The 13,233-nt window shown below is 69.7% G+C and carries 8 protein-coding genes and 1 riboswitch; of the genes, 6 read left to right on the forward strand and 2 right to left on the reverse strand.

The window, feature by feature from the left end; all coding sequences use genetic code 11:
* Nucleotides 1-47: 47 nt before the first annotated feature.
* Nucleotides 48-1,685 carry a phosphoglucomutase (alpha-D-glucose-1,6-bisphosphate-dependent) gene (pgm, locus tag DQ353_RS15090; protein WP_113763665.1) on the forward strand — a complete coding sequence of 546 codons (1,638 nt, stop codon included), beginning with the start codon at nucleotides 48-50 and terminating at the stop codon, nucleotides 1,683-1,685.
* 87 nt (nucleotides 1,686-1,772) lie between these two features.
* Here the strand turns inward: pgm and DQ353_RS15095 are convergent, their stop codons facing one another.
* Nucleotides 1,773-3,236 carry an aldehyde dehydrogenase family protein gene (locus tag DQ353_RS15095; protein WP_113763667.1) on the reverse strand — a complete coding sequence of 488 codons (1,464 nt, stop codon included), beginning with the start codon at nucleotides 3,234-3,236 and terminating at the stop codon, nucleotides 1,773-1,775.
* Nucleotides 3,237-3,321: 85 nt separating this feature from the next.
* Nucleotides 3,322-3,423, forward strand: a riboswitch (TPP riboswitch).
* On the opposite strand from DQ353_RS15095, the gene thiM reads away from it, so the two are divergent.
* From thiM to DQ353_RS15115, 4 genes are all read left to right on the forward strand, one after another.
* A complete protein-coding gene (gene thiM / locus DQ353_RS15100) occupies nucleotides 3,415-4,233 on the forward strand; it encodes a hydroxyethylthiazole kinase (protein WP_113763669.1) in 819 nt (272 codons plus the stop codon). (Overlaps the previous riboswitch by 9 nt.)
* Nucleotides 4,233-4,889: a thiamine phosphate synthase gene (gene thiE / locus DQ353_RS15105; RefSeq protein WP_113763671.1), complete on the forward strand. Its 657-nt coding sequence runs from the start codon at nucleotides 4,233-4,235 to the stop codon at nucleotides 4,887-4,889. Before thiM ends, thiE begins: the two co-directional genes overlap by 1 nt.
* Nucleotides 4,886-6,442, forward strand: a complete 1,557-nt coding sequence (locus DQ353_RS15110) for a bifunctional hydroxymethylpyrimidine kinase/phosphomethylpyrimidine kinase (RefSeq protein ID WP_113763673.1) — start codon at nucleotides 4,886-4,888, stop codon at nucleotides 6,440-6,442. Before thiE ends, DQ353_RS15110 begins: the two co-directional genes overlap by 4 nt.
* 120 nt (nucleotides 6,443-6,562) lie before the next feature.
* On the forward strand, nucleotides 6,563-7,888 hold the full coding sequence (locus DQ353_RS15115) for a uracil-xanthine permease family protein (RefSeq protein WP_113763675.1): 1,326 nt from the start codon (nucleotides 6,563-6,565) through the stop codon (nucleotides 7,886-7,888).
* A gap of 125 nt (nucleotides 7,889-8,013) precedes the next feature.
* Here DQ353_RS15115 and DQ353_RS15120 read toward each other — a convergent pair whose 3' ends face one another.
* The gene (locus tag DQ353_RS15120) at nucleotides 8,014-11,271 is read right to left on the reverse strand and encodes an HAD-IA family hydrolase (protein WP_113763770.1); all 3,258 of its coding nucleotides are present in this window, start codon (nucleotides 11,269-11,271) and stop codon (nucleotides 8,014-8,016) included.
* Between the two features lie 509 nt (nucleotides 11,272-11,780).
* Here DQ353_RS15120 and DQ353_RS15125 point away from each other — a divergent pair.
* The gene (locus DQ353_RS15125) at nucleotides 11,781-13,118 is read left to right on the forward strand and encodes an ABC transporter substrate-binding protein (RefSeq protein WP_113763772.1); all 1,338 of its coding nucleotides are present in this window, start codon (nucleotides 11,781-11,783) and stop codon (nucleotides 13,116-13,118) included.
* Nucleotides 13,119-13,233 lie beyond the last annotated feature (115 nt).

The following is a 13,233-nucleotide window of genomic DNA, read 5'->3' on the forward strand; positions in this document are numbered from 1 at the left end:
ACGACCCGGGCGGGGCACCGCCGGGCAATCAATGAGAAACTGGTGCCATGGCCCATCCTCGCGCCGGGACCCCGGCACTGCCCCAAGACCTGATCGACCTTTCAGCGGTGCGCGACGCGTACTTCGACATCCACCCGGATCCGTCCGACCCCGCCCAGCGCGTGGCCTTCGGCACCTCCGGGCACCGCGGCACCTCCACCAACGGCTCCTTCAACGAGGACCACATCGCCGCCGTCACCCAGGCGATCGTCGAATACCGGCGCGGCGCGGGCATCACCGGCCCGCTGTTTGTCGGCAAGGACACCCACGCGCTCTCGGACCCCGCCCAGGACACGGTGCTGGAGGTGCTGGCCGGCAACGACGTGCCGGTCCTGGCGGACGCGCGCAACGGCTGGACCCCCACCCCCGCGCTGAGCCACGCGATCCTGAGGCACAACGCCGACCCCTCGGCCCCGCGCGCCGACGGCATCATCATCACCCCCTCGCACAACCCGCCGGCCGACGGCGGGCTGAAGTACAACCCCCCGCACGGCGGACCGGCCGACACCGATGCCACCTCCTGGATCGCCAACCGCGCCAACGAGCTGCTGGAGGCCAAGCTGGACGGGGTCAAGCGCACCTCGCTGGGCGCAGCCCGCCTGAATGGCAAGATCGGTTCCTTCGATTTCCTCGCCTCCTACGTCGACGACCTGCCCTCGGTGCTTGACCTCGACGCGATCCGCGCCGCGGGCCTGCGCATCGGCGCGGACCCGATGGGCGGGGCCGCGGTGGACTACTGGGGGGCGATCGCCGAGCGGCACAAGCTGGACCTGACCGTGGTGAACCCCGGGGTGGACCCGCGCTTTGCGTTCATGACCCTGGACACCGACGGGAAGATCCGCATGGATTGTTCCTCGGCCCACGCGATGGCCTCGCTGGTCGCCGCGCGCAACGCCTACGACATCTCCACGGGCAACGACGCCGACGCCGACCGCCACGGCATTGTCACCCCGGACGCCGGGCTGATGAACCCCAACCATTTCCTGGCCGTGGCCATCGAATACCTCTACACCCACCGCACCGGCTGGTCCAAGGACACCGGGATCGGCAAGACCCTGGTCTCCTCCTCGATGATCGACCGGGTGGCCGCCAAGCTTGGCCGCACCCTGGTGGAGGTCCCGGTGGGCTTCAAGTGGTTCGTGCCTGGCCTGCTGGATGGCACCGGCGCCTTCGGTGGCGAGGAATCGGCCGGAGCCTCGTTCCTGCGCCGTGACGGGCGAACCTGGACCACCGACAAGGACGGGATCCTGCTCGCGCTGCTGGCCAGCGAGATCACCGCGGTCACCGGCTCCACCCCGTCGAAGCACTACGCCGCGCTGGCCGCCGAGCACGGGGCCCCCAGCTACGCGCGCCTGGACGCCGTCGCGGACCGGGCCCAGAAGGCCCGCCTGGCCAACCTCTCCGCCACCGACGTCACCGCCGATTCGCTGGCCGGGGAGAAGATCACCGCGCGGCTGACCACAGCACCGGGAAACGGGGCGAAGATCGGCGGGCTGAAGGTCACCACCCAAAACGCCTGGTTCGCCGCGCGTCCCTCGGGCACCGAGGACAAGTACAAGATCTACGCCGAGTCGTTCCTGGGCACCGAGCACCTGGCCCGGGTGCAGGACGAGGCCAAGACCATCGTCGACACCGTCCTGGGCTGAGCCCGGTGTTGCGGGGCGGGCGCGGCCATCGCCGGGCCCGCCCCGCAACCATGGCAACAACCCATGAATATGCGCGCATGGGCATATCTACATCATGCGCTTGATGATCTTTGACTTCGCCCAGGTGTAGGGCGGATAGACGGCCTTGAGCGTGTCCACCACCGTGGTCTTGCCCATCACCGCGCGCATCTGCGAGAGCCGCTCGAACCCATGCCGCCCGTGGTATGCACCCATGCCGGAGGCTCCCACGCCCCCGAACGGGAGCGAGGGGACGGCCAGATGCAGGCTCGGTGCGTTGTGCACGATGGCCCCGGCACGCACCTGGTCCCCGAAGGACGACTGCAGCCGCGGGTTCTCGGAAAACAGGTAGGCGACCAGCGGGGTCGGACGGGCGTTGATGAAGCGCACGGCGGCGTCGAAGCTGTCCACCGCGATGACCGGAAGGATCGGGCCGAAGATCTCTTCGCGCAGCAGGGACGAATCCGGGTGAATGTTGGTGATCACCGTCGGTTCGATCTGCAGCGTGTCCTCGTCGTACCCGCCGCCGATGACCACGTCCCCGTCGCCCAGCATGGCCACCAGTCGCTGGAAGTGCGCGGTGTTCACGATCCGCCCGTAGTCGCGGCTGGCCAGCGGGTTCTTCCCGTAGAACCCGGTGATGGCCTTGGACAGCTGCTTTTCCAGGTGCCGGGCCGCATCCCCGACGGCCAGCACGTAGTCCGGAGCCACGCAGGTCTGCCCGGCATTCATGAACTTCCCGAACGCCAGCCGGCGGGCCACCGCCACCGAGGACCCGTCCATGACCACGGCCGGGGACTTGCCCCCGAGTTCCAGGGTCACCGGGGTCAGGTGCTCGGCCGCCGCGCGGGCCACGATCTTCCCCACGCGCTCCCCGCCGGTGTAGAAGATGTGGTCAAAGTGTTGTTCCAGCAGGACCTTGGAGGTCGACGCGCCGCCCTGGACCACGGCGCACGCCCGCCGGTCCATGAATTGCGGGACGAGCCGCCCCAGCAGCGCGCTGGTGGCCGGGGCCAGCTCCGAGGGCTTGAGCACCGTGACGTTTCCGGCGGCAATGGCGGCGACCAGCGGGGCGAGGATCAATTGCAGCGGATAGTTCCAGGCGCCGATGACCAGCACCACGCCCAGGGGCTGCGGCTCGATCTTGGCTGCCGCCGGGTGCAGCGCGAGCGGGATCTTGACCGCCTTGGACTCCATCCATTCGGAGAGGTGCAGCTGCGCGTGGTCGATTTCGGCGCGCACCATGTCGATCTCGGTCATCTTCGCCTCGACCCCGCTCTTGCCCAGGTCATCGGCCAACGCGTCGACGAAGTCCTGTTCGTGCGCCTCCAGCATCCGCTCCAGGGCCTTGAGCTGGGAGGCGCGGAAGCGCCGCGGGTGGGCCAAGCGGGTGGCGACCACGTCGTGCATGGAGGCGACGATCTCCACGATGTTTTCCGCTGATTCGGGCACCACCGGCGGGAGCTCGAGCTCGCTGAGCGCGCGCGACTCGCGCGGCGCGGTGGATGGATGCGGATTCTCGGTGATGCCCATGCCTAGAGCCTACGGCGTGCGCCTTGGCCGCGACAGGCCGCGACGCGCAGTTGACGCCCCGCCCGTGCGGTGGGATAGGCTCGCGCCTAGTGACACGGGGTGTCGGCGCGCCAGCGATCCGACTGAGATAAGACCCGTAGAACCTGATCTAGTTCGTACTAGCGGAGGGATGTTGCTCATGGGATCCATGGCGCCTTCAGTTGTTTTTTCACCCGGTGAGCTCGCCGGTGCCCTGGGCGCGCTGCGCGCCTCCACGCCCTTGGTGCAGGTGTTGACCAACACCGTGGTCACCAACTTCACCGCCAACGTGCTGCTGGCCGCCGGGGCTTCCCCCGCGATGGCCGATGTGCCCGGGGAGGCCGGCGGATTCGCGTCCGTGGCCTCCGCGGTGCTGGTGAATCTGGGCACCCCCAATTCCGAGCAGCGCGCCGCCATGGCCGAGGCGGTCGCCGCCGCCAACGCCGGGGGCACCGCCTGGGTGCTGGACCCGGTGGCCGTCGGGTCGCTGCGCGTGCGCACCGACTTCGCCCTGGGCCTGCGCGACCTGACCCCGACGGTGATCCGCGGGAACGCCTCGGAGATCATGGTGCTGGCCGAGGCCGGGTCCGGCGGGCGCGGGGTGGAGGCCATCGACACCGTCGATTCCGCCGCGGCCGCGGCCAGGGCCCTGGCCCTGCGCAGCGGCGCCGTCGTGGCCGTCTCCGGGGAGGCCGACCTCGTCACCGACGGAACGCGCACCGTGTACGTGCATGGCGGCAGCAAGATGCTCACCCTGGTGACCGGCGGCGGGTGCGCGCTCGGCGCGATCTGCGCGGCCTTCCTGCCCGTGGCCCAGGACCCGCTGTTGGCCACCGTCGCGGCCCACGCGTTCTACTCCGCCGCCGCCGAGCGGGCCCAGGCGGCCAGTTCGGGGCCAGGAAGCTTCGCGGTGCATTTCCTTGACGCCCTGCACGCACTGGCCCCTGCCGACCTCGCGGCCACGGCGGTGCTGTCCTGATGGCCTCCGGAATCTACCTGGTCCTTGACTCGAATTCCACCGCCGGACGCCCGCTCGAAGACATCGCCGCCGCCGCGGTGGCCGGCGGGGTCACCACGATCCAGTTGCGCTGCAAGGACTTGCCGTCCGGGGAATTCACCGCCCGGGTCCTGGCCTGCGCCAGGCACACCTCCGGGCGGGCAACCCTGCTGGTCAACGACCGCATCGACGTGTACCTGGCCGCCCGGGCCGCCGGCGCCGACGTGCAGGGCGTGCACATCGGACAGTCCGACATCCCCGCCGACCTGGCCCGTACGCTCATCGGGCCGCACGCCGTGCTGGGGCTTTCGGCCTCCACCGACGCGGAGATCGACACGGCCAACGAACTCAACGCGTTTGCCCCGGGCACCATCGACTACCTGGGTGTCGGCGCCGTGCATGCGACCCCGACGAAGAAGGACCACCCGGAGCCGCTGGGCTACGAGGGCCTGGCGGTCGCGGTGGCCCGCGGCAACGCACCCGTGGTTGCCATCGGCGGGCTCGACGCCACCGACGTGCCTGCCGTTCGGGCCTCCGGGGCCGCCTCGATGGCGGTGGTGCGGGCCATCTGCGCCGCCGACGACCCGCGCGCCGCAACTGCCAACCTGATCAGCCTCTGGGAAGGGGAAACGCCATGAACACCATGAATTCCACCAAGAACATCCTGTCCATCGCCGGATCCGACCCCTCCGGGGGCGCCGGTATCCAGGCCGACCTGAAGTCCATCGCCGCTGCCGGGGGCTACGGGATGGCGGCGGTCAGCGCGCTGACCGCGCAAAACACCCGCGGCGTGCGCGCCGTGCACGTGCCCCCGGCCGGGTTCCTCATCGAGCAGCTGCGCGCGATATCCGAGGACATCTCCATCGACGCGATCAAGATCGGGATGCTGGCTAATGCGCAGGTCATCGACGAGCTGGGCGGCTGGCTGGCGCAGCTCCGCGGTGCCGCCGGCACGGCCGTGCCGGCCGTGGTCCTGGACCCGGTCATGGTGGCCACCAGCGGGGATTCGCTGCTGGATGCTGCCGCCGATGCGGCGCTGCGCCGGCTTTTTATCCATGCCGACGTGATCACCCCCAACATCCCCGAGCTGGCGGTGCTGGCCCGCAGTCCCGAGGCCGTCGACTGGGATTCCGCGGTGTCCCAGGCACGCATGCTCGCGGCGGAATACGACGTGCTGGTGCTGGCCAAGGGCGGGCACCTGGACACGGAGCGCTGCCGCGACGCGCTCATCGACGCCGACGGGGTGCTCCTGGAGGTCGAATCCCAGCGCCATGCCACGGGCAACACGCACGGCACCGGCTGCTCGCTCTCGGCCGCGCTGGCCACGTATTACGCGCGCACCGGGAACTGGGGCACGGCGCTGCGCCACGCCAAGGCCTGGCTCAGTGATGCGATCTCCCGCGCGGACGAGTTGTCGGTCGGCTCCGGGCACGGCCCGATCAACCACTTCGCCGGGCTCTGGGACGGAATCCGTCCCGCGCAGTCCCACGACCCGCTGGCGCAGTGGTGGGAGCGGATCTCACCGATCCGCGCGGGCATCGACGAACTGGGGTTCATCCGCGCGCTGAAGGACGGGTCACTGGCCCGGGAGGACTTCGAGGACTACCTGGGCCAGGACGCCCTGTACCTGCGCACCTATGCGCGCAGCATGTCGCGGGCCGCGGAACTGGCCCCGGACACCGAATCGCAGCGCTTCTGGGCGGCCAGCGCCAGCGGCTGCCTCGAGGAGGAGCTGAAGCTGCACCGCGGGCGGCTCGACGAGCGGGTCCCGGAGCCCTCGGCGACCACCACCGCGTACCTGAACCACCTGCTGGCCGCGTCCGACGACTATGCGGTGCTCGCCGCCGCCCTGCTGCCCTGCTTCTGGATCTACCAGGACACCGGCACCCGGTTGGCAGCGGCCAACCACGAACACCACCCGTACACGGACTGGCTGGCCACCTATTCCTCCCCGGAGTTCGACGCCGCCACCGCGGCGGCCATCGACCTGGTGGCCTCCGTGCACGCGGGCGCCGGTGCCCGGACCCGGTCGGCGATGTTGCGCGCGTTCGAGGCATCCAGCGCCCATGAGCTGGCGTTCTTCGCGCAGACCGCTGCCGATGCCCCCGGGGTGACTGCCGGAACCAAGCGCGCGGAGGGGCTCGGCCTCGCCCGGACCGCTGGGCACGGTGAACCGGTGGCCGCCCGGTAAGCGCGCGGGGGCGGGACTTGCCGGGAGCGGCGTGCGGGTAAAATGCACGAGGGGGTTTTGCGCTGTGCACCGCGCGCCCCCGACGCCCGACTCCCGCCCCTTCCCGGAAGGCCCCACCCCATGAGCAACCGATTCGGCATCGGCTGGCGCCTGCACGGCGACGGCAAGTCCATCTCCCCCGGAACGGTGGTGGCCCCCGACGAGCGCCTCGCCTGGCCGCAGACCGTCTCGGTGGGCGTCCAGCACGTCATGGCGATGTTCGGCGCCACCGTCCTGGTGCCCACGCTCACCGGCTTCCCGGTCACCACCACGCTGCTGTTCACCGGCGTCGGCACCCTGCTGTTCCTGCTGCTCACCGCCGGGCGGGTGCCAAGCTACCTGGGCTCCTCGTTCGCGTTCATCGCACCCGTCACCGGGGCCATGGCCACGCACGGGATGGGCGGGGCCCTCGGCGGGATCGTGATGGCCGGCGCCGCGCTGTTCATCGTGGGGCTCATCGTGCAGAAGGCCGGCACCGGCTGGATCCACGCGTTGATGCCGCCGGTGGTCATGGGCACCATCGTCGCGCTGATCGGGCTGAACCTGGCCACCACCACCACGGACAAGATCACGGAGGTTCCGCTGACCACCTTCGCCACGGTGCTGGCCATCGTGGTCACCACGGTGGCCTTCCGCGGCATGCTCGGACGCCTGTCGATCCTGCTGGGCATCGTCGGCGGCTACCTCACCGCCTGGGCGCAGGGCCAGGTCGATTTCTCGGCCATCGGCCAGGCCGCCTGGTTCGGCCTGCCCGACTTCGCGGCACCGGCCTTCCACCTGGACACCCTGACGCTGTTCCTGCCGGTGGTGTTCGTGCTGATCGCCGAGAACGTGGGACACGTGAAGACCGTGGCGCTGATGACCGGGCGCGAGCTTGACGACGTGAACGGCCGGGCGCTGATGGCCGACGGCGCCGCCACCGTGATCGCCGGGTTCGGCGGCGGCTCGGGCACCACCACCTACGCGGAGAACATCGGGGTCATGGCCTCCTCGCGCGTCTACTCGACGGCCGCCTACTGGATCGCGGGCACCGTGGCCATCGCGCTGGCGTTCCTCCCGAAGTTCGGCGTGCTGATCAACACCATCCCCGCCGGCGTGGCCGGCGGCGCCGGCATCGTGCTCTACGGCATGATCGCCATCGTCGGCGCCCGGCTCTGGGTGCAGAACAAGGTCGATTTCTCCAACCCGATCAACCTGATGACCGCCGGCACCGGGCTGATCATCGCCATCGCGCTCTTCGGGGACAACGTGCTGTCGATCGGCAACATGGACTTCGGCGGTATCGCGCTGGGCACCGCCGCCACGCTGGTGGTCTTCCACCTGATGCGTTCCATCGCCAAGGTGCGTGGCACCGAGCCGACGGATATCGAGGCCATCGGCGGGGCCACCCACTCCAAGCTCGGCTAGCGGCCGGCACCCCCCGCCGACACGGACCGGGCGGGCCCCCTTGGGGGGTCCCGCCCGGTTTTTCGTGCCCCGGTTTTTCGTGCCCCGGTTTCGTGCCGGGGCTGTGCCGGGGCTGCGCCGGCAAGCTACCCGATGATGGTGATGGGCGGCTCGTTGGCCAGCTCCTCCTCGTGGGTCAGCTTCTTGATGCTGGAGGTCAGCGGGGAGCCGTCGTCGCGCTGCAGCGCAAAGACCGCCTCGATGGACGGCTCGCCCTGAAGCACCGGGCCCTGGCCGTGCAGCTCGATGGACACCACCGGGTGCCGCGGGGACACCGCATGCGCGGCTCCGCGCACCGAGAAGTGCACCTCGTCGTCCCCGGCCCGCAGCGAGGCGGTGAAGGTGTGCGGCGTGAGGTGGAAGTGCACCGAGGAGTCGTTGCGACGCAAATTGAACTCCAGGCCCTCCCAGTCCTCGGGCAGCCGCGGGTCAAAGAGCCAGGCCCCGGTGTCGTCGCGCAGCCCGGCAAAGCCGTAGACCAGCGCCGCCCACACCCCGCCGGTGGAGGCCACGTGCACCCCGTCGGCCGCATTGCCGTGCAGGTTCAGCAGGTCCACGTTCAGTGCGTGCTCGAAGTAGTCGAAGGCCAGATCCCGGTAGCCGACCTCCGCGGCGAGGATCGCCTGGACCGTGGCCGAGAGCGTGGAATCCCCGGTGGTCAGCGGGTCGTAGTAGTCGAAGTCGGCGCGTTTTTGCTCCGCGGAGAAATCCGAGGAACGCAGCCACAGCGCCAGCACCGTGTCCGCCTGCTTGAGCACCTGGAAACGGTAGATCACCAGCGGGTGGAAGTGCAGCAGCAGCGGCCGGTGCTCCGGGCCGGTGCCCGGCATGTCCCAGACCTCGCGGTTCAGGAACCCGGCGTCCTGCGGGTGGATGCCCACCGACTCGGAGAACGGGATGAACATTGCCGACGCCGCATCGGACCAGTCCCGCACCTCGGATTGCCCGATGCCCAGTTTCTCGACGACGCGCGCGTGGTCCTCGGGGAATTCGCGCCCCAGGTAGCCCATCAGCTCGACCGCGTAGGTCAGGTTGAAGCGCGCCATCACGTTGGTGAAGGTGTTGTCGTTGACCACCGCGGTGTACTCGTCCGGGCCGGTGACCCCGTGGATGTGGAAGCTGCGTCCCTTGCTGGTCTCGCGCCAGAACCCCAGCGAGTTCCACAGCCGGGCGGTCTCCACCACGATTTCCGCGCCTCCCCCCAGCAGCAGCCCGGTGTCGCCGCTGGCCCCCACGTAGCGGGCCAGCGAATACACCACGTCCGCGTTGATGTGGTACTGCGCGGTGCCGGCCGGGTAGTAGGCGCTGGCCTCCTCGCCGTTGATGGTGCGCCACGGGAAGAGGATCCCGTGCTCGTTGAGCGTCGCGGCCCGGCGCCGGGCCGCAGGGATCATCGAGACCCGCGCACGCAGCGCGTTCCGCGCCCACTGCGGGTTGGTGTACGTGAGGAACGGCAGCACGTAGATCTCGGTGTCCCAAAAGTAGTGCCCGGAATACCCGTTGCCCGAGACCCCCTTGGCGGAGATCCCCATTCCGTCCGAGCGGGCCGAGGCCTGCGCCAGCGCGAACAGGTTCCAGCGGACGGCGCGCTGCAGCAGCGGATCCGCCGCGTGCACCACCACGTCGGAGTTCTCCCAGAACACCGTGAGGAACTCGCGCTGGGCCCAGAACAGCTCGTCCGCACCGCGCGGGACCAGGTGGCTCAGCGCGCGCACGCACCGGTTGACCATCTCCGCCGCATCGTGCCGCCGCGAGGAGTGGAAGGAGGCGAACTTGTCGATGTGCAGCGCCTCGTCCTTCTCCAGGTAGGCGGAAACCGTGTGCTCGACGCGCTCGGGGGTGACGGTCGAGGTCTCGACGAAGTCCGTGGTCTCCCCGGCGATGCGGGTCACGTGGGAGACCGCGGCGGCCACCGACATGTTCGATCCGCGCACGTAGTAGCTCAGTGCGCAGATCCCGTCCTTGTCCCGGGTCCCGCCGGAAAGCAGCGACTCCTCGCCGCTGCGCTCGGACTTGCGCGGGTCGAAGGGCACCTCCCCGGCGTCGGACTCGGCCGGGGTGGGGATGGGCCGGGCATTGGACTGGCCGATCAGCGCCGATTGCACGAAGACGTGGGCGGGGGCATCGAGCAGCCGCACGGTGATGCGGAACAGCGCCAGGTGGCGTTCGGTGAAGGAGACCATGGACCGGGTGCGCACCATCACCCGGTGGCCCTCGGCGGTGCGCCAGAGGGTGTCGGAGATCAGTGTGCCGTCCTTGAAATCCAGCCGCAGCTCGTCCTTGAGGATCTCGGTGCGCCCGATCTCCAGGGCCTCGTCGTTGATGTAGACCCTCACGGTGCGCGCGTCGGGCGCCGCGACCATGGTTTGCCCGGCCTCGGCGAGCCCGAACGCGGATTCGGCGTGGCGGATCTTCCAGGTCTCGTGCAACCCGTTGATGAACATCCCCTCGGTGCATTCCCCGATGCCCAGCGAGTCCCCGCGCATCCCCAGGAACCCGTTGCCCAGCGAGAAGATCGTCTGCTCCACGGCCGGGTCGATGGGACGGGGATGCTCCCGGGTGTAGGACCAGGTGTCCAGCTCCCAGTCGTCGCGGGCCCGTTGGTTGACCAGTTCATCCAGGTCATCGAGCACCAGGTCGGCCCCGGCGTCGCGCAGGTCCTGGTGCGGCTGGTCCCTGCCCACGCCGATCACCAGCCCGAAGCCGCCTGCAGCGGCAGCCCGGACCCCGGAGATCGCGTCCTCGACGACCACGCACTCGTTGGGCGACCATCCCAGGTCGTTGGCCGCGGCCAGGAAGGTGTCCGGGGATGGTTTGCCGGCCAGGTTTCGCGCGGCGGCCTGCAGCCCCCCGATGACCACCGAGAAATCGTCGCGCAGCCCCGCGGCTTCCAGCACCTCCTCGGCGTTGCGCGAGGAGGAAACCACGGCGACCTCGAGCCCCGCGGCCTGGATCTGGCGAAGGTAGTCCAGCGACCCGGGGTACGGCTCGATGCCGGTCGAATGCAGGATCGCGCGGAACACCGTGTTCTTCCGGTTTCCCAGCGCGCAGATGCTCGTGCTGCCCGGCGCGTCGGTGTCGTGGCCCCAGGGAAGCTCGATCCCGCGATCAGCCAGCACCGCGGCGACCCCCTCGTACCGCGGGCGCCCGTCGACCAGCGCGAAGTAGTCGTCCTCGGTGTAGGGGCGGGTCACGCCGGCCTCGGCGAAGAAGCCATTGAAGAGCTGCGCCCAGGCATCGCGATGGACCTCGGCGGTGGGGGTCAGCACCCCGTCCAGGTCAAAGAGCACGGCCTTGAAATCACGGCGACGGTAAGGGGCGCCGGTGGCGAGGGCTTCACGCATGGTGTTGGATTCCCATCTCTCTGGCGGCGGATTCGGCGCCGCGTAGGATGCCGGCGCAAGCATGCGCCGCATTGCTTCCGTTCCGGCAGGCCCGGCTTACTCCAGCCTAGCCACCGGTTCCCCCGAGCGTGAAGCGCCCCGGGGGATCCCGGCCGTGTCGCCCGCGGCCCCCACGGAGTGCCCGGCCGCCCCCACGGCCCTTCGTGCGACCCAAAAGATCAAGTCACTTCGTCATTGCTCAAACCGTCATGTTGCCCCAAACCCTTGAAAAACGGGTGTCGGCTCTACATGATGAGCAGTAGGAGAGCTTCGGTCCCTTGCGGGCGGAGGCCCTTCGCCTTCATGGGGGAACACCACGGTGGTCCAGACCGGGGAGGCCTCGTTCCCATGGGGGCACACCCCCGTTGGATGCCTGGCACCCCTTGCGGCGCTCGCGGCCGACGGCTCACCGCTTCCCCTTCCTATAACGAACCGGGTGGCCGCGGCCACCCGGCCGAGCAGGAGGAATGATGAAAACATCACGACGGGGAAAGGCGTATGCCTCGCTGGCGGGCCTGGGGGTTGCAGCCATGGTGCTCACCGCCTGCGGCGGGGGACCGGGCGCCCCGGAATCCAGCGCCGCCGGCACCGAATCCGGTGCGGCGACAGGCAAGGCAGAGGTCACCTTGTACGGCACCATCGCCGACGCCGAGGCCAAGCTGCTCGAGCAGTCCTGGGCCGACTGGTCCAAGGAAAACAACATCAAGATCAAGTACGAGTCCTCCAAGGAATTCGAGACGCAGATCGCCGTGCGCGCCCAGGGCGGCAACGCCCCGGACCTGGCGATCTTCCCGCAGCCCGGGTTGCTGGGGGACCTTGCCACCCGCGGGTTCCTCAAACCGGCTCCCGAGGGAGTCAAGGCCAACGTCGCCTCCGGCTGGTCCGAGGACTGGGCCAAGTACGGCACCGTCGACGGCACCCTGTACGGGGCCCCGCTGATGGCCAGCGTCAAGGGCTGGATCTGGTACTCGCCCTCCGAATTCAAGGACAAGGGCTACGAGGTCCCCACCACCTGGCAGGGGCTGCTGGACCTGACCGCGCAGATCGAGAAGGACAAGGGCAAGGCCCCCTGGTGCGCCGGCTTCGGCTCCGGGGACGCCACCGGCTGGCCGGGCACCGACTGGGTCGAGGACCTGGTGCTGCGCCAGTCCGGGAAGGACGTCTACGACCAGTGGGTCGACAACGAGGTGAAGTTCACCGACCCGAAGATCAAGTCCGCGCTCGATGAGGTCGGCAAGATCCTGAAAAACCCGAAGTACGTCAATGCCGGCTACGGCGACGTGGCCTCCATCAACGCCACCGAGTTCGGTGCGGTGGCCGATGTCCTGGTCAAGGGCGATTGCTCGCTGCACCACCAGGCGTCGTTCTTCAGCGGGTTCATCACCGAGGCCGGCGGCACCGTCGGCCCGGATGCGGACGTGTGGGGCTTCGTCACCCCGTCCATCGACGGCGCGGGCAACTCCGTGACCGGCGGCGGCGAGATCGTCGGTGCCTTCAGCGACGACCCGTCGGTGGTGAAGGTGCAGGAGTACCTCTCCAGCGCCGAGTGGGCCAACTCCCGGGTGAAGCTCGGCGGGGTGCTCTCGGCCAACAAGGGCCTGGACCCGGCCAACGCGTCCGACCCGTTGCTGCAGGAAGCAGTGAAGATCCTGCAGGACCCGGCGACGACGTTCCGCTTCGACGCCTCCGACCTGATGCCCGGTTCCGTCGGGGCCGGCACCTTCTGGAAGGGCATGATCGACTGGATCAACGGCTCGGATTCCGAGACGGTGCTCAAGGCGATCGAGGCCGGCTGGCCCTCGAAGTAGCGCCTCGCGGCACCCGCGCCCGGCGGGCCCGGACCGGTCCCACCGACCGCCCGGACCCGCCGGCGCACCACCCCACCGGGCTTTCCAGCCGGGGCATCGATGCCCGGGCCGCGCC

Source organism: Arthrobacter sp. AQ5-05 (genome assembly GCF_003287975.1).
Classification (GTDB): domain Bacteria; phylum Actinomycetota; class Actinomycetes; order Actinomycetales; family Micrococcaceae; genus Paeniglutamicibacter.